The 23,431-nt window shown below is 37.8% G+C and carries 19 protein-coding genes; 11 read left to right on the top strand and 8 right to left on the bottom strand.

Annotated features, from left to right (window positions below; all coding sequences use genetic code 11):
- Positions 1-70: 70 nt before the first annotated feature.
- Positions 71-1,732 (bottom strand): DUF6029 family protein, encoded by a 1,662-nt coding sequence (locus tag ZA06_RS03655; protein WP_157503077.1) that lies wholly within the window; start codon positions 1,730-1,732, stop codon positions 71-73.
- A 31-nt stretch (positions 1,733-1,763) separates the two neighbouring features.
- Positions 1,764-2,249, bottom strand: coding sequence for a TlpA family protein disulfide reductase (locus tag ZA06_RS03660; RefSeq protein ID WP_053976034.1), 486 nt, complete (start codon positions 2,247-2,249; stop codon positions 1,764-1,766).
- A gap of 156 nt (positions 2,250-2,405) precedes the next feature.
- On the opposite strand from ZA06_RS03660, the gene ZA06_RS03665 reads away from it, so the two are divergent.
- The gene (locus tag ZA06_RS03665) at positions 2,406-3,662 is read left to right on the top strand and encodes an Omp28-related outer membrane protein (protein ID WP_053976035.1); all 1,257 of its coding nucleotides are present in this window, start codon (positions 2,406-2,408) and stop codon (positions 3,660-3,662) included.
- A 72-nt stretch (positions 3,663-3,734) separates the two neighbouring features.
- Here ZA06_RS03665 and rsmG read toward each other — a convergent pair whose 3' ends face one another.
- The gene (rsmG, locus tag ZA06_RS03670) at positions 3,735-4,364 is read right to left on the bottom strand and encodes a 16S rRNA (guanine(527)-N(7))-methyltransferase RsmG (RefSeq protein ID WP_053976036.1); all 630 of its coding nucleotides are present in this window, start codon (positions 4,362-4,364) and stop codon (positions 3,735-3,737) included.
- A 144-nt stretch (positions 4,365-4,508) separates the two neighbouring features.
- On the opposite strand from rsmG, the gene ZA06_RS03675 reads away from it, so the two are divergent.
- Together ZA06_RS03675 and ZA06_RS03680 are read left to right on the top strand one after the other, a co-directional pair.
- Positions 4,509-5,609 (top strand): fatty acid desaturase family protein, encoded by a 1,101-nt coding sequence (locus ZA06_RS03675; RefSeq protein WP_053976037.1) that lies wholly within the window; start codon positions 4,509-4,511, stop codon positions 5,607-5,609.
- 12 nt (positions 5,610-5,621) lie between these two features.
- A complete protein-coding gene (locus ZA06_RS03680) occupies positions 5,622-6,809 on the top strand; it encodes a pyridoxal phosphate-dependent aminotransferase (RefSeq protein WP_205625692.1) in 1,188 nt (395 codons plus the stop codon).
- A gap of 65 nt (positions 6,810-6,874) precedes the next feature.
- Here the strand turns inward: ZA06_RS03680 and ZA06_RS03685 are convergent, their stop codons facing one another.
- From ZA06_RS03685 to trkA, 4 genes are all read right to left on the bottom strand, one after another.
- Positions 6,875-7,141 carry a hypothetical protein gene (locus ZA06_RS03685; RefSeq protein WP_157503079.1) on the bottom strand — a complete coding sequence of 89 codons (267 nt, stop codon included), beginning with the start codon at positions 7,139-7,141 and terminating at the stop codon, positions 6,875-6,877.
- Positions 7,142-7,250: 109 nt separating this feature from the next.
- A complete protein-coding gene (locus ZA06_RS03690) occupies positions 7,251-7,496 on the bottom strand; it encodes a hypothetical protein (protein WP_053976039.1) in 246 nt (81 codons plus the stop codon).
- 126 nt (positions 7,497-7,622) lie between these two features.
- Positions 7,623-9,119, bottom strand: coding sequence for a TrkH family potassium uptake protein (locus ZA06_RS03695; RefSeq protein ID WP_053976040.1), 1,497 nt, complete (start codon positions 9,117-9,119; stop codon positions 7,623-7,625).
- 14 nt (positions 9,120-9,133) lie between these two features.
- The gene (gene trkA, locus ZA06_RS03700; RefSeq protein WP_053976041.1) at positions 9,134-10,483 is read right to left on the bottom strand and encodes a Trk system potassium transporter TrkA; all 1,350 of its coding nucleotides are present in this window, start codon (positions 10,481-10,483) and stop codon (positions 9,134-9,136) included.
- 303 nt (positions 10,484-10,786) lie between these two features.
- Here trkA and ubiE point away from each other — a divergent pair, with 303 nt between their 5' ends.
- On the top strand, positions 10,787-11,518 hold the full coding sequence (gene ubiE / locus ZA06_RS03705) for a bifunctional demethylmenaquinone methyltransferase/2-methoxy-6-polyprenyl-1,4-benzoquinol methylase UbiE (protein ID WP_053977057.1): 732 nt from the start codon (positions 10,787-10,789) through the stop codon (positions 11,516-11,518).
- A gap of 42 nt (positions 11,519-11,560) precedes the next feature.
- The gene (gene porT, locus ZA06_RS03710; protein WP_053976042.1) at positions 11,561-12,274 is read left to right on the top strand and encodes a type IX secretion/gliding motility protein PorT/SprT; all 714 of its coding nucleotides are present in this window, start codon (positions 11,561-11,563) and stop codon (positions 12,272-12,274) included.
- Positions 12,275-12,287: 13 nt separating this feature from the next.
- Here the strand turns inward: porT and ZA06_RS03715 are convergent, their stop codons facing one another.
- Positions 12,288-13,016 (bottom strand): TrmH family RNA methyltransferase, encoded by a 729-nt coding sequence (locus ZA06_RS03715; protein WP_053976043.1) that lies wholly within the window; start codon positions 13,014-13,016, stop codon positions 12,288-12,290.
- 118 nt (positions 13,017-13,134) lie between these two features.
- Here ZA06_RS03715 and tamL point away from each other — a divergent pair, with 118 nt between their 5' ends.
- The 6 genes from tamL (at position 13,135) to ZA06_RS03745 (ending at position 23,259) form a co-directional block, all read left to right on the top strand.
- Positions 13,135-15,660 carry a translocation and assembly module lipoprotein TamL gene (tamL, locus tag ZA06_RS03720; RefSeq protein WP_053976044.1) on the top strand — a complete coding sequence of 842 codons (2,526 nt, stop codon included), beginning with the start codon at positions 13,135-13,137 and terminating at the stop codon, positions 15,658-15,660.
- 130 nt (positions 15,661-15,790) lie between these two features.
- Complete coding sequence (gene fbaA / locus ZA06_RS03725) at positions 15,791-16,858, top strand: class II fructose-bisphosphate aldolase (RefSeq protein ID WP_053976045.1); 1,068 nt, start codon at positions 15,791-15,793, stop codon at positions 16,856-16,858.
- Positions 16,859-16,894: 36 nt separating this feature from the next.
- A complete protein-coding gene (accD, locus tag ZA06_RS03730) occupies positions 16,895-17,752 on the top strand; it encodes an acetyl-CoA carboxylase, carboxyltransferase subunit beta (protein WP_053976046.1) in 858 nt (285 codons plus the stop codon).
- 163 nt (positions 17,753-17,915) lie between these two features.
- Positions 17,916-20,429 carry a LamG-like jellyroll fold domain-containing protein gene (locus ZA06_RS03735; RefSeq protein WP_082331921.1) on the top strand — a complete coding sequence of 838 codons (2,514 nt, stop codon included), beginning with the start codon at positions 17,916-17,918 and terminating at the stop codon, positions 20,427-20,429.
- Positions 20,430-20,577: 148 nt separating this feature from the next.
- Complete coding sequence (rpsO, locus tag ZA06_RS03740; protein WP_053976048.1) at positions 20,578-20,847, top strand: 30S ribosomal protein S15; 270 nt, start codon at positions 20,578-20,580, stop codon at positions 20,845-20,847.
- Between the two features lie 156 nt (positions 20,848-21,003).
- The gene (locus tag ZA06_RS03745; RefSeq protein WP_053976049.1) at positions 21,004-23,259 is read left to right on the top strand and encodes a polyribonucleotide nucleotidyltransferase; all 2,256 of its coding nucleotides are present in this window, start codon (positions 21,004-21,006) and stop codon (positions 23,257-23,259) included.
- Positions 23,260-23,431: the final 172 nt, after the last annotated feature.

Below are 23,431 nucleotides of genomic sequence, written 5' to 3' on the forward strand. Positions count from 1 at the left end.
TGAGGGATCTCGAAAAACAAAAAAGGAGCGCGAATTGCACTCCTTTTTGTTTTTGTAATTAATCTTGCGCTTAAAATGCTGTAGCAATATTTAAAGTAAAACCAGTATTTTGAGGAACATATCTACAGATACCACCTACACAAACCAATCCTCCTCGCTGTCTTCCATAACTAGCTCCAATTCTGGTGGAGCCCTTTGTAAAACTACCTCCGAAATTATAGTAGTGAATTTGCCTATCTTCATCCGGATTCCCGTAATTCCAAATATCCGTTGCAAACACAGCAAATTTCGAATTAAAATTATATTCCAAAGTTCCTCCTGCCCAGTTTTTTGCCCTGTCATGATCTTTATCATCTGACCACATATGCTGTCCTTCTATCCTAATAGATTTACTAGAACCGAATTTATAAGTTGCCTCTGCAATTGTAATAAAAGCATTAACCTCCCCTGCGCGATCCTCAACATATTTAGTATTATAATAAGTATCAACAAGCGTCACAATTGTAGACCATTTAGAAGATATTTTCTTTCTAACCTCCATACTAGTTTCCCTAAAATACTTCTGTCCAAAAGCGAGAAAATCTCCTGAGTCATAAGTCCTCTCAACGGCATTAAATTTACTATCTAAGCCATACCATGTAGCATAGTTTAATGCTATTTTAGTACCATACTTTCCTCCTAAAATAGTACCACGATTAAACTTTTTGTACACGTCTATTTGCCCCCCAATTTCACCAGCTTTAGCAAGTGGATTAAAAACCAATTTAGGTTGAGATTGATAAACATATATATTCGCTAAACTATAATCATGTTGCTTTGTTAATGCAGGTAAATAGTTAACCACATCTTGATTATATGGATTATCCCCATATTGCCCTTGATCTCGCTGAGAATAAAAAGCCATATTTTCCATCCTTCTAAATGTTGCATCAATACCTAAACCAGATTTAGCATACCCTAGATTTAGTAAAAGAGCGTTACCATCAAAATAAGTATCTTCATAAAGATCACCCAATTCTTGGTACATATCTTTTCCTTTTAAGACATATTCTCCTGAAGCATAAAAACTACCCTCTGAAAAATCTAATCTTGTTGAAAAAGCATTGGTCATAGGATTAAACTCTGTGTTATCTACTTCCAAATCTTCGTACCTACCAACATAACTAAATCCTAAATCTAACCCAGTAGTTTCGAAACCAAGAAAATTCCCAAGTCCCAATTCTGTGTTAAATCCATAAATATCTCCTCTTGAAACTTCAAAGCCGTCACGTTGCCTACCATACAGGGCAGTAACTTCAACCGCATCAAAAGGACGATAAGTTACATGACCTCCCCTTAGTGAATTATTGATGCCTAATTGACGGTCTTCCCAAGTTCTAAGAACCAACCCACTTCCAAATTGTTCGTAAAAATTCCCTACGGTAACTTCAAGTTTTTGAGACTTATATCCAACTGAAAACGTCCCCAAATCAGTCCCCTCATATTTTGGATAATAATTGAGAAGAGCCCTAGGTTCAAACGATTCCAATTGAACATTAGCAAACCAATTTTTGATAGTGTAATCTAAACGCAAGTAATTATTAGATCGAAAACGATCATCTTCTGTAAAATCACCCGTTTTTTTATCATCAACATAATATTGTGAATTAGACTCTAATCCTCCACTCAATTGCCCATAATCTTGAGCTTGGGCAAAAGCACTCCAAAGCAGCGCAACTGCTGCAAAACGCATGTACTTCATTTTAGTTATTGGAATTTAAATATTACTTGGAAAATTCTTTGATTTTTTCATAAAGCTCCTCTTCACTACCAGGAGCATAGCCAGAGTGCCTAAAAAGAATTTTATTGTCTTTCACTATTAATGTTACTGGAACGGTTGGAGCATTCAACAACCTCTTTAAATCACCATTAGTGTCTAACAATACTTCAAATTCCCAACCTTTACCATTAACTAAAGGCTTAACACGCTTAACAGTCCGCGAGTCATCAACCGAAATGGCATATAGCTTTACATTAGTTTCGTCCATCCAATCTGCATAAACCTCACCAATGGCATCCAATTCATTTTTACATGGTACACACCAAGTTGCCCAAAGCGAAACTACAATAAGTTGTCCATCCTTGGATATATCTTGTAAGGCAATAGTTTTTCCTTCTAGGTTTTCTAATTGCAAATTAGGCAGTACATCTTGAGCATTGGCAAAAACACTAAATATTAGCGTAAATAATAATGTGGTTAGGGTTTTCATTTTTATAGGGGTTTTGAAAATTTACGCGCAAAGTTAGTTTTTTTTAAAGAACATCCCCGCGCGGATGTTTTTTTTATAAAATTTAACAGATACCATAAATTATCTGTTTAAAATCTTTATATTCGGCACTTAAAAATTTAACCCTAATATAACTTTATGAAAACAACACGTCTATTACAATTATTTTTACTTGTTGTATCTTCTGCTTTCTTTTCATGTAGCTCTTCAGATGATGGAGGCGAAGGGCAAGGTCAAGCATCCGCAATTACAATTTCAGTGGACAATAATGCTATCAACCTTGGGCAAAGCGTAACTTTTACAGTAACAGATGACCAAAATGCCAACGTTACATCAGAAGCCACGATTTACTTTTCCGGGACAGCAATCTCCGAATCAACCTATACTCCTACCCAAGCAGGAAGCTTTGTTGTTAATGCTAAACTTGGAGGTGTAACCAGTAACAATATTTCTGTAACTGTATCCTCTCTTGTAATTAGCGCTAGTAAGACTAGTGTTTTCCCTGGAGAAACAATTACTTTAACTGCTACAGGAAATCTAGGAAACGATTTAACTTCTGAAGCTACATTTTTTGTTAATGGTGTAGAAATTTCTGGAAATTCTTATACTACGTCTGAATTTCGCGGAGTAGACCAAGTTACAGCAACACATGGAACACTTGAGAGTAACGTAAAATCAATTTTAAAAGGATATTCCCAAAAGGTTCTTGTTGAAGATTATACTGGAACATGGTGTGGATGGTGTCCAAGAGTTGCTTACGGCATCGAACTTGTGGAAGATGCTACAGACAATGCAGTAATAGCTGCTATCCACAGAGGACCTAATGGATACGACCCATTTAATTATCCTGCGGGAGACTTAGAAAGCAAACTAGGTATAAAATCATATCCTGCTGCAATGCTTAATCGCACCACAGAATGGAACACTCCTGAGCCTAGTTACGTGAACCAAGTAGTAGGTCTAACACAATCAGTTTCTCCTACCGCAATAGCATTATCGTCTGCACTTAACGGAACTACATTAGATGTAAATGTTTCAATGGACATATTGGACGAGACATTAGGAGCTAAACTTGTTATTTATGTTTTGGAAGATGGATTAGTGGCAGAACAAACTAACTATACGGATTACTACGGTGGGGCTGACTACTTATCAGATTTTGTTCATGACAACGTTCTTAGACAAGTTCCTACAGGTTTATTTGGAGAGAACATTACTGAATCTGACTTAGATGGAAACACTAATCTTTATGTTAAAAACTATAGTTTCCAGCTAGATTCTAGTATTGCAGATACATCAAAAATCCATTTAGTTGTTTTTGTAACTGATATCAGTGGAAAAGCATTAAATGTTGTTGGTTCTCAAATTGGAGAAAAAATCGTTATTGAAGACTAATTTATAGTCACATATAGACATAAAAAAAACCAGAGCAGTGCTCTGGTTTTTTTTGCTTTAAATCTTAAACAATCAACCTTTATATTTCAATGGAAGATGAACCACCTTTTTGGTATCAAAGAAATCTTCCTTGAAGTAATCACTCAAATTATAGATAGCAGCCGTTTTATAGCTTTCCAATTCTTCACTTAAATCCCCTCCCTTTAAATACAAAATACCATTTTTAAGTTCATGATTTTGAGGTTTAGCAATCTTTCCTTTTACCCAATGTACGAAGGTTGGCATAATTGCCACGGCACGGCTGACAATAAAATCAAATTGCTCATCAATCTCTTCAACCCTGCTATGCGTCGTTCTTACATTGGTTATTCCCAAACCTTCAACGACTTCATTTACCACCTTCAACTTTTTGGCAATACTATCTACTAAATGAAAATTGGTCTCCGGAAACATGATAGCCAATGGAATTCCAGGAAACCCCCCGCCAGTTCCTACATCCAAAACATTTGCACCTGGCTTAAACTGCATCACCTTGGCAATCCCCAGTGAGTGCAACACATGTCGCAAATACAATTCATCTATATCCTTTCGGGAAACCACATTAATTTTTAGGTTCCAATCCTGGTACAGGGTTTCCAACTTTTCAAACTGTGCTATCTGCTGCTCTGTCAAGTCTGGAAAATAATACTTAATAAGCTCCATCTATCTAAATTTTCTACAAAAGTAGACATTTTTGTGTGGATAATTTTTAGGTTTTTCATAACCCTTTACAGCCGTTTATTAATTATATTTGCATTTTCAAACATTACACTAAATTTTATCGGTGTATTATTGAATTAATGCCTTATGACGAAGCAAACATTATCATTTTCAAGAACAGATTCGGCCAAGTTTTTTAGAACCTTAAACAAACGCGTCAACGATTATTTTAAAGAAAATAACATTAAGCGCACCGGTAACTGGAAAATTTGGGTTAAAACCATAGTGATGTTTGCCATCTTTTTAACCCCTTACTTTTTACTGTTGACTTTAGATATCCCAGGTTGGCTGCAATTGTTGTTCACAGTTATCATGGGAATTGGAATGGCCGGTGTTGGTATGAATGTAATGCACGATGGCAACCACGGTGCCTTTTCAAACAAAGAATGGATCAACCGCTTAATGGGAAGCAGTATTTATATCTTGGCAGGAAACGTATACAATTGGCAAGTACAACACAATGTATTGCACCATACTTATACGAATATCCATGGTCACGATGAAGATTTGGACGCCGGACGTATTTTACGCTTTTCAAAACACACCAAGTGGAAACGTTACCATAAGTTTCAACATTATTATTCTATTTTTCTCTATGGTTTGCTTACCCTTAACTGGGCAATCACTACAGATTGGATGCAAATGAAACGTTACATGAAACGTAAACTGTCCTATGGAAAATTCCCAAACCCTGTTTGGAACTGGAGTAAATTGGTAATTTCAAAAATCATTTATATGTGTATCTGGATTGTTATTCCAATGCTGATTCTAGATATCGCTTGGTGGAAGATCCTTTTAGGATTTTTTGTAATGCACTATGTAGCGGGACTTATTCTTAGTGTTGTATTCCAATTGGCACACGTTATGGACGAAGCCGAAATGCCACTTCCTGAAGAAGGAGGCACCATGAAAAACACCTGGGCTATCCACCAGTTGAAAACTACCGTTAACTTCGGTAGAACCAACAAATTGGTTAACTGGTTCACCGGAGGACTTAACCATCAGGTTGAGCACCACATTTTCCCTCACATTAGTCACGTGCACTATTTTAATATTTCAAAAATTGTGAAGGATACCGCAAAAGAATTCAATTTACCTTATAACGAATATAAATCTACACGAAAAGCAATAATCGCCCACTTCAGGTTTTTAAAGGAAATGGGAATGAAGCCTGCACTACAAGCATAATCAGATTTTTACATGAAAAACCATCTTTCAGACAGAATCAACAGTCTGCCTACTTCCGCCACCTTGGCCATGGCAGCCAAGGCTAGAGAATTAAAAACCCAAGGAATCGACATTATTGGATTGAGCTTGGGAGAACCAGATTTTAACACTCCAGACTTTATTAAGGAGGCCGCTATCCAAGCCATTAATGACAATTATAATTCGTATTCACCGGTAGACGGTTATGCCGAATTAAAAGATGCCATTATCCTAAAGTTCAAAAGAGACAATAATCTAGATTACAAACCGAGCCAAATTGTTGTTTCTACCGGAGCCAAACAGTCTATTGCCAATGTAGCGCAAGTATTGCTTAACCCAGGGGATGAAGTGCTTTTACCTGCTCCTTATTGGGTGAGTTATTCTGCTATTGCAACCTTATGCGAAGCAACTTTTAAGGAAATTCCTTCTACCATTGAGAACGATTTTAAAATCACACCTCAACAATTGGAAGAAGCCATTACTCCTAAGACCAAAATGGTATTTTTCAACTCTCCAAACAACCCAAGTGGCACTATTTATAGTGAAAGCGAATACCGTGCTTTAGCCGAAGTTTTGGAGAAATATCCAGATATTTTCATCCTTTCGGATGAGATTTACGAGCACATTAACTACGGAGCCAAAAACTTCAGTTTCGCAGCCATACCAAGCATGTACGACCGTACTATTACTGTTAACGGTGTTGCTAAGGCATTTGCTATGACTGGATGGAGAATTGGATATATTGGTGCTCCGGAATGGATTGCCAAAGCGTGTACTAAAATGCAGGGACAGATTACTTCTGGAACCAATTGTATTGCACAAAGAGCCACCATTACAGCTTTAAACGAATCTCCAGAGCGTATTCAATATATGGTTGATGAGTTCAAAGTAAGAAGAGACTTGATCTTGGATCTGCTTAACGAAATTGAAGGTTTCAAAACCAATGTTCCTGAAGGCGCTTTTTATGTATTCCCTAACGTGTCTTACTACTTTGGAAAAACCTTAAGAGGAAAAACCATCAACAATGCTACAGATTTTTCATTGTACTTGCTTGAAGAAGCGCACGTAGCAACGGTAACTGGAGAAGCCTTTGGAAATGCAGATTGCATTAGAATTTCTTATGCAGCCTCTCAAGAACAAATTGTTGAAGCCCTTAAGCGTATTAAAGCCGCTTTAAGCTAAAACCAGAATTATTTCTAATCATAATATAGAGCATCCGTACTTTTAAAGTTATGGATGCTTTTGTTTTAGAACATAACGTAGACAAACAGAGCACACAGGATGACAAATCCTACGGTAAAAACAATTTTGATTTTCAAATCACGCTGCTTCCTTTCCAACAAAATCTTTTCTTTAATACCATTTAACATTTTAGGTGAAGCTTCTGGAAATTCATAAACCTTTTTGGATTTATTGCCGCCTCCCAACCTATTTTTAAGTTTATCTCGTTTTGATAGCAGTTTTCTATTATTGTTGATAGAAGTAATAGCTCCTTGCATTGATCCAAAGCTCATAATGAATATTTTAAAAGGTGAAACTTAAATGTGAACAAAAACTCCCCTACATCAATCCACGAACCGTGATGATCACAAAACAATTAGAAAACTTGGATGAAAACCAAGTCTATTTAAAAAGTAAAATAAATACGAGAAAGAAGAGAATCACTCTTAGTATCGTTGCAGTATCCGAAGTCCTGAAAAACAATCGTTTCTCTATACGACTTCTATAACTGAATAGCTTATTGTATGAATATTGATTAAAGTTGGTTCTGGCACTTTGTTTGTACTCAGAATTCAATAAACCTAAATTGTTTTCCTTTACCCAAAAGGGAAAAGGTTCCAAATCTTGTGTAGCTTTTAACGTTTTCATGATAATTGATTAATTGGTTACATATCATATGACGCAAAAAAACATGTTTTGTTACATAGACCACTAATTCACAAGTGTCTAACAGAAAAAACAAGCACTTATAGAAATCTTAGACCGCTTAATGATCTATCTATTCCTCCAAAAGAAAGGAGTTAAAAGGATAAGGACCGTAAAGAGCTCTAATCTTCCTAAAAGCATTAAAAAGGAAGCCCACCATTGCCCTAACATAGGTAATGCCGCATAATTATTTACCGGGCCAAATTTCCCCAGTGCAGGCCCAATATTCCCCAAACTGGACGCTGCCAAACCAATAGAGGATTCAAAATCAAGTTTAAACATCGAAAAACCTAACCCCCCAACAATAAATGCCAACATATACAGGATAAAGAATCCTAAAATATTAAACACAATATCCCCTTGAATGGATTTGGTATTATATCTCACGGGCAATACCGCATTGGGATGCAAAGCTCTTCTAAATTCCAAAAAACCATTCTTGATCAAAATAAGATGCCTAACTACTTTCACGCCCCCTGAGGTACTTCCTGCAGACCCACCCAAAAACATCAATCCAAAGAAAAACACCACTAAAAATGGCGTCCAAAGCGTATAGTCGGCCGTGATAAATCCTGTTGTGGTAATTACTGTCAACACCTGAAATAGAGCATGCCTAAACGAACTTTCGGCGCGCCCCCATACCATTGGGTGTTCTATGGACGAAATTCCCAAATCTGCCCTAAAGTATATGATTACAGCGGCAATAATTGTAAAAGCCGTTACAAACTTAAAATACAGTCGAAACTCCTCATCTCTAATTGCCTTTTGCACGGTACCTTTGAACACAAAATAACTCAGCACGAAGTTGGTTCCTGCCAAAAACATGAAAAGAATGATAATGTACTGTATCAAAGGTTGGCCATTCCAATAGGCTACACTAGCATTTTTTGTTGAAAATCCACCTGTAGAAAGTGTACTCATGGAATGGTTAATGGCATCAAAAAAAGACATACCCGCTACCTTAAGCAAAATAGTTTCTGCGGCAGTATATCCAAAATAAATCAACCATAAACGTTTGGCTGTATCGGTAATACGCGGGTGCAATTTATCGGCACTTGGCCCAGGGGCTTCGGCAGCAAATAGCTGCATCCCTCCTATTCCCAAGAGCGGCAAAATGGCTATGGCAAGTACAATAATCCCCATACCGCCAATCCAATGCGTGGTACTTCGCCAAAACAACACTCCTTTAGAAACAACTTCAATATCATTCAATATCGTGGCTCCGGTTGTCGTGTACCCAGACATAGTTTCAAAAAAAGCACTCGTAAAAGTGGGAATAGTTTCGGTAAGCAAATAAGGTAAGGCCCCTGAAGCCGCCATCACAATCCACCCAAAAGTCACTATAATGTAACCTTCCCGTTTATTCATTTCCTTGTTGTACTTCCTTGTACTTACCATCAAGAATGTCCCTATCAGCAAAACAAGGATTCCAGACATGAATATCCGCAAAGCTTCGGATTCATGATACAAAGCACTTACAAGTGCAGAAATGAGCATAAACCCACCATTAAACAACAGCAACAGCCCAAAGAAGTGAAAGATAATTTTATAGTTGAGTTTCTTCATTTTTACAAGCTTCTTTAAAAGAAAAATTTCTCAACCTCAACAATCGATCTTGGGAGACAACATACCACTACACGATCTCCATCAGAAATTTTGAAACTTCCCAATGGAATCATTCCTTCACCATCTCTAATTACCCCCCCAATAATAGCAGAACGCGGAAAGTCAAGATCCTTAATCATCTTGTTACAGATTTTGGAACTTTCATTTACCACAAACTCCACCAATTCGGCATTCATATTATTAAGCTTGGTCATGGCCACAATCTCTCCTTTTCTAATGTATCTAAAAATACTGTTGGCCGCCAATAACTTTTTATTGATCAACGTATCAATTCCGATGGATTGCGACAATTGGAAATAGTCCATATTCTCAACCAATGCGATGGTTTTCTTTACTCCTTTTGATTTCGCCACCAAACAAGACATAATGTTGGTCTCGGAATTCCCTGTTACAGAAATAAAGGCATCCTGAGCATCAATATTCTCTTCTTCCAGAAGTTCCACATTACGTCCATCTCCATTAATTACCAGCGCCTTTGGCAATTCATCGGCCAACTCAAAAGCAATATTCTTATCCTTTTCAATAAGTTTCACCTTAAACTTGTTTGCACACAAATCTTTGGCGGTTTTATAACCAATTTTACTTCCTCCCAGAATCATCACATCCCGGACATCTATTTTCACCTTCCCAGAAAGCTCGAACAATTCATCGTCACCACCTTTAGAAGTAATAAATACCACTTTATCACCTTCTTTAAACAGCGTATCGCCACGAGGAATGATGGTATATTGTGTACCATAACGCTGAATGGCTATAGGTACAAAATGTATTTCGGTCAACACTTCTGCCGCTTCTTTTACGGTTTTATCCACAAAAGCTGCATTTCTGGACAATCGTAAACTCAACATCGTCAAGGCGCCATCTTCAAATTCGTAACTATCGTTAAAAGCGTATTGATTCAATAGCAACTGAATTTCTGAGGCTGCCAAATCTTCTGGAGAAATCAACTCGTCAATACCAAACTTGGTAAATCCTACCTCATCTTTCTGCTCCAAAAATTCAGAATTGGCAATTCTGGCAATGGTACGTTCGGCTCCCAATTGCTTGGCTAAAACACATGCGGTGATATTGGTGGTTTCTGAAGACGTTACTGCTATGAACAATTCCGAAGTGTCAATCCTCGCTTCCTTTAAAATAGCAATAGAAGTGGCATCACCCCTAATCACTTTAATATCCAAGTGATTGTTGGCATAGGCCAGACTTTCTTTGTCGGTATCTAAAAGCGTGATTTCTTGAGATTCGTAGGATAATAATTTTGCCAAATGAAACCCAACTTCACCTGCTCCTGCAATAATTATTTTCATTTGTTAACGTTTAGTTGTTCAAAATAGCTGGGATCTGTAAAAAGAACGCCCATTAATAAAATGTTCGATTGGTTGTAAAATTGTTCCCTTCAAAGAACAAAAGCATTCAAAAATAGCTAAACAAATATAGTATAATTTTATTTCGAAAGCTTTTTCTCGATTATACGTGAAGTTAAGCATATGTTACTGACGCAATAACTTATTCACACCAACATATTTAAAACTTCTGTCGTCATTTATTTTTAGGTTGCCTGAAGCCCATTAGCCATGAAAATTTATGTAGTTTTGCCAAAAAAAGATAGAATGTCCACAAAAGTGAAGCCATATAAAGACAGTGACCTGAACAAAAAGCAACAGGTTACCAAAATGTTTGATACCATTTCTAAAGAATACGACGGACTTAACCGAGTGATTTCCTTTGGAATTGACATTAAATGGCGCAATAAAGTTGTGGATATTGTTGCTCAAAAGCAGCCCAACAAAATTTTGGATATCGCCACTGGTACTGGAGACTTGGCCATTACCCTAACCAAAACTGGGGCAAAAGAAATTATTGGATTGGACATTAGTGATGGTATGCTTGAAGTGGGCCGCAAAAAAGTTGCCGCAAAAAATCTTGAGGATACCATTTCTATGGTTTTGGGAGATTCTGAAAGCCTTCCTTTCCCAGACAATACTTTTGATGCCATAACCGTAGCTTTCGGAGTGCGCAATTTTGAAAATCTGGAACAAGGCCTTTCTGAAATTTTAAGAGTACTAAAACCTAATGGTGTTTTTGTGATTTTAGAAACTTCGGTTCCTACCCAAACTCCTTTTAAACAAGGCTATAAATTTTATACCAAATATATCTTACCAACCATTGGCAGAGTCTTCTCAAAAGACCAATCGGCATATGCGTATTTAAGTGAATCTGCCTCGGTTTTTCCTTATGGAGAAGCTCTAAACAATATTTTGCGTAAAATTGGGTTTATAGATGTCAGTAACAAACCCCAAACATTTGGAGCGGCTACCATTTATTCCGCTTCCAAAAAATAATGTGACACCTTTTGAACCCTTTGATTGTAAATTAAATTTTCAATGAAAAAAGTAGTTTTTATTCTCTCTTTGTTCCTGTTAAGCCAAGCAGCGTCTGCCCAATTGTTCACGAAGGAAAAAATCAAGAACAATGAAAATTTTGACAAGCAGCGCCTAAGTTGGGGGTTCTTTTTAGGGTTCAACAGTTATGATTATCAATTTAACTACGAAGAAGATTTAAAGGACATTTTAGTAGACAACACCGTAGGTTTTAACGTAGGCTTAATTTCCGATTTACGCCTTACCGAATACCTAAACCTGCGCTTTGAACCAGGATTGTACATTACGCAACGTAACCTGCAATATGACCCGGGCTATTTCTCAGGAATGGATTACAATGCTTCGGATTTGCTTCGCGAAGTAAAATCTACCTATGTACATTTCCCTCTGCTTTTGAAATTTTCAACCAAACGTATCAACAACTTTAAACCGTTTATTGTTGGAGGGGTTTCTACAGCCATTAACCTTTCCAGTAATCAAGAAAACCCAGACGACAATTCTGTTGGGGAATTCAGATCGGAAAGAAACATGATGTTCTACGAACTGGGATTTGGTGTTGATTTTTATTTGTACTGGTTCAAGTTCACGCCTTCTATTAGAGGTGTATTTGCCCTAAACAATGAAATTATTCAGGATAGAGATCCAAATAGTCCTTGGACAGGCAATGTCCATACCATGAAAACCAGAGGGGTATTTGTTAACTTCACCTTTCAATAGAAACGTAAATTCTTTACTGCTTCCCTCTTCTAAACTCGCTTAAGAAGATAGCTGTTGCCGTAGCCACATTTAAGCTTTCGGTAGCCTGCAAATTACCGTAACGCGGGATACTAAGTTTAGTCTGAACGATTTCTTCAATTTCAGAAGAAATGCCGTTAGCCTCATTTCCCATTACCAAAATGCCTTTATCTGGTAAGTTTTGGTTATAGACATTGTCGCCATCCATAAAGGTTCCAAAAACTTCTGATTGCGTACTTTTCAAAAATGAAGTCAAATCCAAATACGTAATATTCACTCTGGTCAAAGAGCCCATAGTTGCCTGCACCACTTTGGAATTATAACAATCCACCGTAGCCGAACTGCACACCAAATCACTAATACCAAACCAATCACACAAACGAATGATTGTGCCAAGATTCCCTGGATCTCTCAAATCATCAAGGGCCACAATCAAGCCATCTTCTTTAATGGATTTCGACTCGGGAATTCTAAATAGAGCCAAAGCAGTATTAGGAGTTTTTAATGCACTGATCTTTTTCAACTCTTGCTCGGAGACAGAGACAACTTGTTCCGAAGCAACTCCAAAATCCGTTCCATTGGTATACAACTTAAAGAGCTCGAAAGAGGAATTTAAAAACTCTCCAATCCCTTTGATCCCCTCCACCACAAACAAACCTTCCTTAGTGCGGTTCTTTTTTTGTGCTAAACTTGTAATTAATTTTATTTGGCTCTTTGTTAACATCAAAATGTCTTTACTTTTGTTATCGTTGTAACTACCGTACAAAGTAATGCTTTTTTGGAGTAATTTTTGATATGCTACAGCAACAATGCCATAAATTTGACCTTATAACGATTTCTGTTTGAAGCAAACTTTTAAATATATATTGGTTTTCCTTTCCTTCGCTTACCTACTAGCATCCTGTAATGTGATGAAGCGTGTTGGTGAAGATCAATTTCTTCTTTCAGGAAACACTACTATGGTAAACGGAAAAAAGGTAAACACCGAGGCCATCAACAATTCCTATTACCAAAAACCTAACGGAAAACTTTTAGGCTACCCTTTGCGCTTGCACATTTACAATTTGGCAAGGCCAAACTTGGACTCCATCCTTAAAGACAAAATTTACAACGATCCAAAAAAGTTGGCTTGGAAAACGAGATTGCTTTCCAGAAAGCAATTGGATAAAGATGTCCAATCCCGTTTGGACTTTAATGCTTGGCTGAAAAAAACTGGTGAAGCTCCCGTAATTGTAGATTTGCCAAAAACAGAAAAAACCACAACCAACCTCAGCCGATATTTTATTAGCAACGGATGGTTTGATGTGCAAACTTCATACAGTATTTCTAAAACGGATAACAGACGGGCTAGCGTCACTTATTTTGTTGAAACAGGAAAACCCTATATTTTGGATTCCATTTCGGAGAAAATTGCCTCGCCAATTGTGGATTCGCTCTATCAGAATTTAAAAAAGGAATCACTTATAAAATCAGGAGAGCAGTACAAAGAAACCAATTTCACCAACGAAAGGGAACGCCTCACATCGGCCTTGAGAAATTCTGGGCTTTTCCATTTTGGCCAGGATTATATCACTTTTGATATTGATACCATTGGATCTTCAAAAAAGGTATTTACAGACCTTATTATTAAAAACAGAAGTATTCGATATGAAGATTCCATTGCTAGGGTTCCTTTCAAAATCTACAAGATAAAACAGGTCAACATCTATACTGACCATACTTATACTAACAAGGAAACGGAAACATTGGATTCCATAGAATATAAGGGCTACAAACTTTATAGTTATGGCAAATTAAGGTATCGCCCAAAAGCGCTTACCGATGCTGTTTTTATTTCTAAAGATGAACTTTTTAGGGACCTCGACAGAAGTAGGACCTACCGCTATTTAACCGACCTCAAAGTATTCAGATACCCCAACATTGAATATATCGAAAACCCACAGGATACAACACTTACTGCCAATATTTACCTTTCTCCAAAGAAAAAGTACGATCTTGGATATGAAATAAATGTCACGCAAAGTAACATCCAAACCATTGGGTTTTCCTTAAGTGGCGGATTGATAATTCGTAACGTATTTAGGGGTGCTGAAACATTGGAAATGTCCGCTTTAGGTTCTATTGGTTCCTCCAAAGATGCATCTATTTCTCAAGACCAATTTTTCGACATCAATGAAGCCGGGGGAAATATCAAACTCACCATTCCCCGCATATTCTTTCCAATCAGAACCAATAAAATCATACCAAAATACATGTCTCCAAGCACCCGTATTTCAGTAGGGGCCACCACGCAAAGAAATATTGGATTGGACAAACAAACCTTAAACGGTACTTTAAACTACAATTGGACCCCATCCAAAAGAACCACAAATAGTTTGGATTTCTTCAATCTGCAATTTGTGAAAAACCTGAATCCCGACAATTATTTTGGAGTTTACCAAAACTCGTACAATACGCTTAATGATATTTCCAATAGCATCGATTACAACAACGGCGAAGATTTGACCTATCCAGGACAAACAGACCAATTTATAAACGATGTCTTAACTGGCAATACCTCTATAACCCCAAGCGACGATGACTTTGAAACCGTTTCGGCCATCAGTGAGCGCCAAAACAGACTAACAGAAAACAACTTGATTTTGGCCTCCAGTTTCAATTATGTATTGAACAAACGTGAAAACCTTTTGGATAATGATTTTTCTATCTTCCGATTTAAGTTTGAGGTTGCGGGCCCACTACTTAACACCTTTTCAAGATGGACGGGTTCTAAAAAAAATGCCAATGATCAATACGAAATACTTGGCGTGGCTTTTTCCCAATATATGAAAGGAGAACTGGACTATGTGAAATACTGGGATTTGGGCAAAAAGAATATCGTGGCCGTGCGTAGTTATTTGGGAATGGCCATTCCCTATGGCAACTCCAACAGTATTCCTTTCTCCAAGAGTTTCTTTTCGGGAGGACCTAACGACATCAGGGCTTGGACTGCCTACAACTTAGGCCCCGGAAGCTCGCAATCCATTAATGAGTTCAACGAAGCCAACATGAAAATCACCTTGAGTCTTGAGGAACGCTTCAATGTTTTGGGGAACCTTAACGGCGCCCTATTTGTGGATGCAGGAAACATCTGGAACATTGCCGATAACGTAAATGACGATAGAGCTACATTTAGTGGAGTTGACTCTTTAAAAGACATTGCCGTAGGTTCTGGTTTTGGTTTGCGCTACGACTTTACATTTTTTGTTCTAAGGGGAGATATCGGGTTTAAAACCTATGATCCTTCATACGATTTGGGTGAGCGCTGGTTCAAGGACTACAATTTTGGAAATGCCGTTTACAACATCGGTATCAACTACCCTTTCTAATTCCTTTTTTCACTTTCATTTCGATAACGTTATAGTGCAATTTTGATGCAACAATGCTCAATTTCAGTCTAAGATGTGCAAAAAATTGATTATTTTTGAACTTATTATTTCAATATAAAATACACTAAAAATGAGTCACAATATCAAAGCAGGAGTTGCTACAGGAAAAGAAGTTCAGGAAATTTTCAAACTTGCAAAAGAAAAAGGGTTTGCCCTTCCAGCAGTAAACGTAATTGGTTCCAACACTATCAATGGTGTTTTGGAAACAGCGGCAGCACTTAATGCCCCTGTAATTATTCAATTCTCAAACGGAGGAGCGCAATTTAACGCCGGAAAAGGATTAAGCAATGAAGGTCAAAAAGCAGCGATTGCAGGATCTATTGCAGGTGCCAAGCACGTTCACGAAATGGCCGTAGCCTATGGAGTTCCAGTAATTCTTCATACAGACCACTGTGCAAAAAAACTATTGCCTTGGATTGATGGCCTATTGGATGCCAGTGAAAAGCATTTTGCCGAAACAGGAAAGCCTCTTTATAGCTCTCACATGATCGATTTAAGTGAAGAGCCTCTTGAAGAGAACATTGAAATTTGCAAAACCTACCTTGAACGTATGAGCAAGATGGGAATGACCTTGGAAATTGAGTTAGGAATTACAGGTGGAGAAGAAGACGGTGTTGACAATTCTGATGTTGATGATTCTAAACTTTACACCCAACCAGAAGAAGTTGCTTACGCTTATGAAGAATTGAGCAAAGTAAGCGATCAATTTACCATTGCAGCTGCCTTTGGAAACGTTCACGGTGTTTACAAACCTGGTAACGTAAAATTGACTCCAAAAATCCTTAAAAACTCTCAAGAGTACATTTCTGAAAAATACAATGTACCTCACAACCATATCGATTTTGTATTCCATGGTGGTTCTGGCTCAACAGTTGAAGAAATTAGAGAAGCCATTGGATATGGTGTGATCAAAATGAACATCGATACCGATATGCAATATGCATTTATGAGCGGAATCCGTGATTACATGGCCGATAACAAAGACTATTTACAAGCCCAAATTGGTAACCCAGAAGGTGATGATGTACCAAATAAAAAGTTCTACGACCCTAGAGTTTGGTTGCGTGCAGGAGAAAATACGTTTGTTGAAAGATTAAAAAAGGCATTTGAAGACCTTAATAATGTAAATACTTTATAAATTTGCACCCGAAATAATTAACTAAAATTAGTTTTAATGTCTTGGTTTAAAAGAAAAACAAAAGGGATTACTACCACTACCGAAGAAAAAAAGGACACTCCTAAAGGTCTTTGGTACAAATCCCCTACGGGTAAAATTGTAGACACAGAAGAGTTGGAAAAGAATTTTTATGTGAGTCCAGAAGACGATTATCACGTAAGAATTGGCAGCAAGGAGTATTTCGAAATTTTATTCGATGACAATAAGTTTGAAGAACTGGATGCAAACCTAACTTCTAAAGATCCTTTAAAATTTGAAGATACCAAAAAATACCCAGACCGTTTAAAGTCTGCCCAAGAGAAGACCAAATTAAAAGATGCTGTAAGAACAGCTGTTGGTAAATCGAAAGGGAAAAACTTGGTGGTTGCCTGTATGGATTTTGCGTTTATTGGAGGTTCTATGGGAAGCGTTGTTGGTGAAAAAATTGCCCGCGCTGCCGATTATTCCCTTAAAAACAATGTCCCATTAATGATCATTTCTAAATCTGGAGGTGCCCGTATGATGGAAGCGGCGTTGTCTTTAATGCAATTGGCTAAAACTTCTGTGAAGTTGGCTCAATTGGCCGAAGCTAAAATCCCTTACATTTCTCTTTGTACCGATCCAACTACTGGGGGTACTACGGCGTCATTCGCTATGTTGGGAGACATCAACATTGCAGAGCCGGGAGCCTTGATTGGTTTTGCTGGCCCTAGAATTGTAAGAGACACCACAGGTCAGGAATTACCTGAAGGATTCCAAACTTCAGAGTTCCTGTTGGAACACGGTTTCTTGGATTTTATTTCGCACAGAAAGAATCTTAAAAACAAAGTCAACCAATACATTGACTTAATCACAAATCAGCCCTTAAGGGCATAATAAAAAAGCGACCTAATTAGGTCGCTTTTTTTATTACCATTCACTTCCAATCCCTTTCCTAATTCATCCAATGTTAAAAAGATTTAACTGAACAGCTTACCAATATTTCTTGTAAAAAATATCCTAATTGGTAACTTGCCGTTCAATTAACCTAATCTTTAACATGAATTACTTTTATTCCCAAAAAAGCAAACTTCTTTTTAGCTTACTTTTTTTGACATTCTTTATGGGAATGTCCCAATCCAATCAATATCTTCACTTCGACGGTGTTGATGATTATGCATCCTTACCCAACGGCGCACAGTTTATCAATGGCAGCAACACTATTACCATGGCAGGCTGGTTCTATACAGATGAACTAGGATATGCCCAAGGTATGATGGGTATAAGAGGTGGTGGAACAGGTGATGGCGAAATGTATGTCAACCAAAAACCTAATGGAGGTCTTGAATGCAGATTGGTGACAACAGCTGGGTTTCATAATATCACGCTTCCTGACGGCACTATTGTAGCGGGGCAATGGCAGCATGTTTCTTGGGTATTCAACCAAACTTCCCTTGAACTATTTATAGATGGTGTTTCAATTGCAACCACTCCTGCATCCGGTGTATTTTCATCTACCGACAGACCCTTTACAATAGGAAAATCCATTCTTGCAAGTTACAACTTTGTATTTCCAGGAAGAGCCGATGAAGTATCCCTTTGGAACAAGGCCTTGACACAAGCCGAAATTCAGGACATGATTGCCAATGAGTTGACTGGAGATGAAGCGAATCTTCAAGTTTATTACAAATTCAACCAAGGAACTCCTGGGGGAAACAACACTAGCATTACACAATTGATGGACATTAGCGGAGAGGAAAATAAAAATGCGACTTTGAACAATTTTGCCCTCGATGGAGAAACCTCCAATTTCAATGGTGAATTGGAATCGACTTTTCAAGCAATAAATTTCCCTCAAATTCCTTCAAAGTTAATTACAGACACTCCATTTCAACTTCAAGCAACGGTTAATTCCAATCTTCCTATTTCCTATGAAATAATTTCAGGTCCAGCCACAGTTAATGGAGATATCCTTACTCTTGACGGAGTGCCAGGAGAGGTTAGCGTCAAGGCTAGTCAGCCTGGAAATGACATCTACGAGCGAGCAGAAGACATCGTCATAACCTTTGCTGTTTTAGATCCAGATACAGTTTTAGCTGAAGCTGAAATATTACATCCCTTAGCTGGAAACGCGTACACTTCAAGCTTAATGCCAATTCAAATTGCATTTAGAGCAGACATACCATATACTGAACTATTTTCAATTGCATCAATTACCGCAACTGTTGACGGTGAAGAAGTATCCTTAACAAGTTACGGAAACGGTTATTATACAGGATGGTGGACACCTAGCTCTTTTGGAAATCATGACTTAGAGATTGCTTCAACCAACAATTTTGGAGCAGAAGGAAGCCATACCAGCACCTTCAATTTGACTTCAACAACTCCTACGCAAACATTCAATGCAACAGAAGATGTTTGGGTATATGCCGACGTTCCTTCTGTAACGGTCGAAACAGACTTACCCAGTTTTGTTGGTGCCTATAATGAAATTACCGGAACTCTATTTATAGACTGTCCAGATGGAGGTTGTGACCCTTGGGATAGAATTTCTTCTGTTGAAGCATTGGGTAAAGATGGTCAATGGTATGAAATTATTCGTTATTTAACTCCTTATGGCGTAAGCTGCCAACACGAAATAGACCTTACGGATTTCATGTCTCTACTAAGTGGAAAAACAAAATTCAGAGTGAATCTTGGCACCACAGGAAATGGTTTTCTTTACACACTACAATTGAGTTATACGCCAGGAACTCCAGAAAACCCTTATAGCCAGATTCAAAAATTATGGAACGGCACTTACCAATTTGGAGACATGGCCAACTTGCAACCTACAGAAGATTTCACAAAATCGTTCCCTGAAAGCACACAATCTGCGAAAATCAAGTTGGTATCTACTGGTCATGGTTGGGGAAGTACCAACACAGGAAATGCTGCAGAATTCAAACAAAACACCCATCATATTTGGGTAGACGATGAGCAAACCTTTACACAATTGAATTGGGTAGATTGTGATCCTAACCCAGATAATTGTAGCCCACAAGCCGGAACTTGGAAATATAATAGAGCCGGATGGTGCCCTGGAAGCATTGCCCAATTTTTTGATTATGATATGACACCATATATCAATAATAGCTCTGTAGACCTTGAATATGTTTTTGATGAAAGTTATACTGACTATTGCCACCCTAACAACCCAAACTGTATAACTGGTGAAACCTGTTCTGATTGTAATGATGGTTTCAATCCTCACCTAAAAGTGAACTCGTTTTTGATATCCTTTGGAAACACTCCCATGGACAATTCATTAAGTGTAAATGACCTTTCAGTATCTAATAACATGCAGTTGTACCCAAACCCTTCCGCAGGAACATTCTTCGTTGAATTCAACAACGATACTCAAGTTGACAATATTGAGATTTTTGATGTGACAGGAAGATCAATTTTGCAAACTCCTGTCACCAATGGCACCACCATAAAACAAATTAACCTAGATGGGAAAGCAGGAATTTATTTAGTAAGTCTAAAAAATGGCAGTGATGTATTGGCGACAAAACGATTGATTGTAGAATAAATTCATGATTGGGTCTTTTGAAGCTTTGTAAATTTTATTAAAAAATCATTTTTTGGATCATTATCTTATAAATGATTTAAAATTACTATATTTGCCGCTTGAAAGAAACCCTTTCATAGTACATAAAAATCATTAAAACAATATTGGAATGTATTTAACTAAAGAAAAGAAAGAAGAAATCTTCGAAAAGCACGGAGCTGGAAAAAATGACACAGGAAGTGCTGAAGGGCAAATTGCATTGTTCACTTACAGAATTAACCACTTAACAGAACACCTAAAAAAGAATCGTAAAGATTTTAACACTGAGCGTTCTTTGGTAAAATTGGTAGGAAAGCGTCGTGCTTTGCTAGATTATTTGACTAAGAAAGATATCTTAAGATACCGTGCTATCGTTAAAGAATTAGGATTAAGAAAATAATTGTGAAAAGAGGCTTTATGCCTCTTTTTTTTATTTATATATTAGCTCAAGCGAAAGAGTTTAAAATTCGCATAAGAAGCTCATAATAGTTTTTCATTGGTCATCACAACAACTACAACAACACAACGACCATTGTTTAATTAGAATAAAATATTTATGATTCCACAAGTTTTCAGAGAGGTCATCGACCTTGGAGATGGCAGAGAAATCTCTATCGAAACCGGAAAATTGGCAAAACAAGCCCATGGTTCGGTCGTTGTTCAATCAGGAAAATGCATGCTTTTATGTACTGTTGTTTCCAATTATCAACAAAGTGATGTCGACTTTTTACCATTAACAGTAGATTACCGCGAAAAATTCGCAGCCGCAGGGCGTTACCCAGGTGGTTTCTTCAAAAGAGAAGCAAGACCTAGTGACGGAGAAGTACTGACTATGCGTTTGGTAGACCGTGTATTGCGTCCACTTTTCCCAAAAGATTACCATGCCGAAACTCAAGTAATGATTCAGTTAATGTCTCATGACGAAGAGGTAATGCCAGATGCTATGGCAGGTTTGGCCGCTTCGGCCGCAATTCAATTGTCAGACATTCCATTTGAAACACCTATTTCTGAAGTACGTGTAGGACGTGTTGACGGAGAATTGATCATCAACCCTAGCTTAGCGCAATTGGAAGCTTCAGATATCGATATGGTGATTGGTGCTTCTGCTGATTCCGTAATGATGGTTGAAGGTGAAATGAGTGAAATTTCTGAAGAAGAAATGGTTGAAGCAATCGAGTTTGCTCATGCTGCTATCAAAGTTCAGTGTGAAGCACAAATAAAATTAGCTGAAGCTTTTGGTAAAAAAGAAACTCGTGAATATGATCCAGAAAGAGAAGATGAAGAATTAGCTAAGAAAATTCACGACATGGCTTACGACAAAGTATATGCCGTAGCCAAAGCAGGTTCTTCAAAACACGAAAGAGGAGCTGCATTTGCCGAAATCAAAGAAGAAATTTTGGCAACCTTCACAGAAGAAGAATTAGAAGATATAGGTGGATTAGTTTCCAAATATTACAGCAAAGCTGAAAAAGCTGCCGTAAGAGACTTGACCTTAAACGAAGGATTGCGTTTGGATGGCCGTAAAACTACAGACATCCGTCCTATTTGGTGTGAAGTAGATTATTTACCATCTACTCACGGATCCTCAATCTTTACTCGTGGGGAAACTCAAGCCTTAGCAACTGTTACTTTGGGAACTTCAAGAGAAGCAAACATGATTGACATGCCGTCTTTTGAAGGGGAAGAGCGTTTCTATTTACACTATAACTTCCCACCTTTCTCAACTGGTGAGGCTCGTCCAATTAGAGGAACGTCTCGTCGTGAGGTAGGACACGGAAACTTGGCGCAACGTGCACTTAAGCGTATGGTACCAGCAGACTGTCCTTATACGGTTCGTGTTGTTTCTGAAGTATTGGAAAGTAACGGATCATCATCTATGGCAACAGTATGTGCAGGAACCATGGCATTAATGGATGCTGGTGTGCAATTGATCAAACCTGTTTCAGGTATAGCCATGGGATTGATTTCTGATGCTGAAACTGGAAACTACGCTGTATTATCAGATATTTTAGGTGATGAAGATCACTTAGGAGATATGGACTTTAAGGTAACCGGTACTGCCGACGGTATTACTGCTTGCCAAATGGACATTAAAGTAAAAGGATTGTCTTACGAGATTTTGGTGAAAGCCTTAAAACAAGCTCGTGATGGACGTTTACATATCCTTGGAAAACTAACAGATACTATCGAAACTCCAAATGCAGATGTGAAACCTCATGCTCCTAAAATGGTGACAAGAGTGATTCCAAACGAATTTATTGGAGCCTTGATTGGTCCTGGAGGAAAAGTAATCCAAGAACTTCAAAAAGAAACCAAAACAACGATTGTTATCAATGAAGATCCTGTTACCGAAGAAGGTATTGTGGAAATCCTTGGAACAGATCAAGAAGGTATCGACAAGGTATTGGCTAAAATTGATTCCTTATTGTTCAAACCTCAGGTTGGAAGCGTTTACGAAGTAAAAGTAATCAAGATGTTGGATTTTGGTGCCGTGGTAGAATATATGGAAGCTCCAGGAAACGAAGTTTTGTTACACGTAAGCGAATTGGCTTGGGAACGTACTGAAAACGTAAGCGACGTTGTGAAAATGGGAGATGTTTTTGATGTGAAATACTTCGGTATCGATCCTAGAACCAAAAAGGAAAAAGTATCTCGCAAAGCAATCTTACCAAAACCAGAAGGTTTCAAGGAAAGACCTCCAAGAGACAATAACAGAGACAACAAAGGATCTCGAGACAACCGCGGACGCGATAACCGTAATCGTGACAACCGTAGTGACGACAGAAGACCTAGAGAAGACAAGAAAGAGTAACAATTCCCTTTCTTAGTGCATATAAAACCTCAAGTAAAATTATTTACTTGAGGTTTTTTCTTTATTAACATTTGCTTTCCTACGGTTTTAAAACTTTTATCTTAAAATAAACCCAAAAAACATCTAAACCACATCCATCTCCGTACATATAGCATCTAAAAACCTATGTATT

It is taken from the genome of Mangrovimonas xylaniphaga (assembly GCF_001280435.1).
In the GTDB taxonomy this organism is placed as follows: domain Bacteria; phylum Bacteroidota; class Bacteroidia; order Flavobacteriales; family Flavobacteriaceae; genus Mangrovimonas_A; species Mangrovimonas_A xylaniphaga.

Coding starts and splice junctions, on each gene's coding strand:
- ZA06_RS03655 (WP_157503077.1), bottom strand. CDS start 1,732: ATGCGTTTTGCAGCAGTTGCGCTGCTTTGGAGTGCTTTTGCCCAAGCT.
- ZA06_RS03660 (WP_053976034.1), bottom strand. CDS start 2,249: ATGAAAACCCTAACCACATTATTATTTACGCTAATATTTAGTGTTTTT.
- ZA06_RS03665 (WP_053976035.1), top strand. CDS start 2,406: ATGAAAACAACACGTCTATTACAATTATTTTTACTTGTTGTATCTTCT.
- rsmG (WP_053976036.1), bottom strand. CDS start 4,364: ATGGAGCTTATTAAGTATTATTTTCCAGACTTGACAGAGCAGCAGATA.
- ZA06_RS03675 (WP_053976037.1), top strand. CDS start 4,509: ATGACGAAGCAAACATTATCATTTTCAAGAACAGATTCGGCCAAGTTT.
- ZA06_RS03680 (WP_205625692.1), top strand. CDS start 5,622: ATGAAAAACCATCTTTCAGACAGAATCAACAGTCTGCCTACTTCCGCC.
- ZA06_RS03685 (WP_157503079.1), bottom strand. CDS start 7,141: ATGAGCTTTGGATCAATGCAAGGAGCTATTACTTCTATCAACAATAAT.
- ZA06_RS03690 (WP_053976039.1), bottom strand. CDS start 7,496: ATGAAAACGTTAAAAGCTACACAAGATTTGGAACCTTTTCCCTTTTGG.
- ZA06_RS03695 (WP_053976040.1), bottom strand. CDS start 9,119: ATGAAGAAACTCAACTATAAAATTATCTTTCACTTCTTTGGGCTGTTG.
- trkA (WP_053976041.1), bottom strand. CDS start 10,483: ATGAAAATAATTATTGCAGGAGCAGGTGAAGTTGGGTTTCATTTGGCA.
- ubiE (WP_053977057.1), top strand. CDS start 10,787: ATGTCCACAAAAGTGAAGCCATATAAAGACAGTGACCTGAACAAAAAG.
- porT (WP_053976042.1), top strand. CDS start 11,561: ATGAAAAAAGTAGTTTTTATTCTCTCTTTGTTCCTGTTAAGCCAAGCA.
- ZA06_RS03715 (WP_053976043.1), bottom strand. CDS start 13,016: ATGTTAACAAAGAGCCAAATAAAATTAATTACAAGTTTAGCACAAAAA.
- fbaA (WP_053976045.1), top strand. CDS start 15,791: ATGAGTCACAATATCAAAGCAGGAGTTGCTACAGGAAAAGAAGTTCAG.
- accD (WP_053976046.1), top strand. CDS start 16,895: ATGTCTTGGTTTAAAAGAAAAACAAAAGGGATTACTACCACTACCGAA.
- ZA06_RS03735 (WP_082331921.1), top strand. CDS start 17,916: ATGAATTACTTTTATTCCCAAAAAAGCAAACTTCTTTTTAGCTTACTT.
- rpsO (WP_053976048.1), top strand. CDS start 20,578: ATGTATTTAACTAAAGAAAAGAAAGAAGAAATCTTCGAAAAGCACGGA.
- ZA06_RS03745 (WP_053976049.1), top strand. CDS start 21,004: ATGATTCCACAAGTTTTCAGAGAGGTCATCGACCTTGGAGATGGCAGA.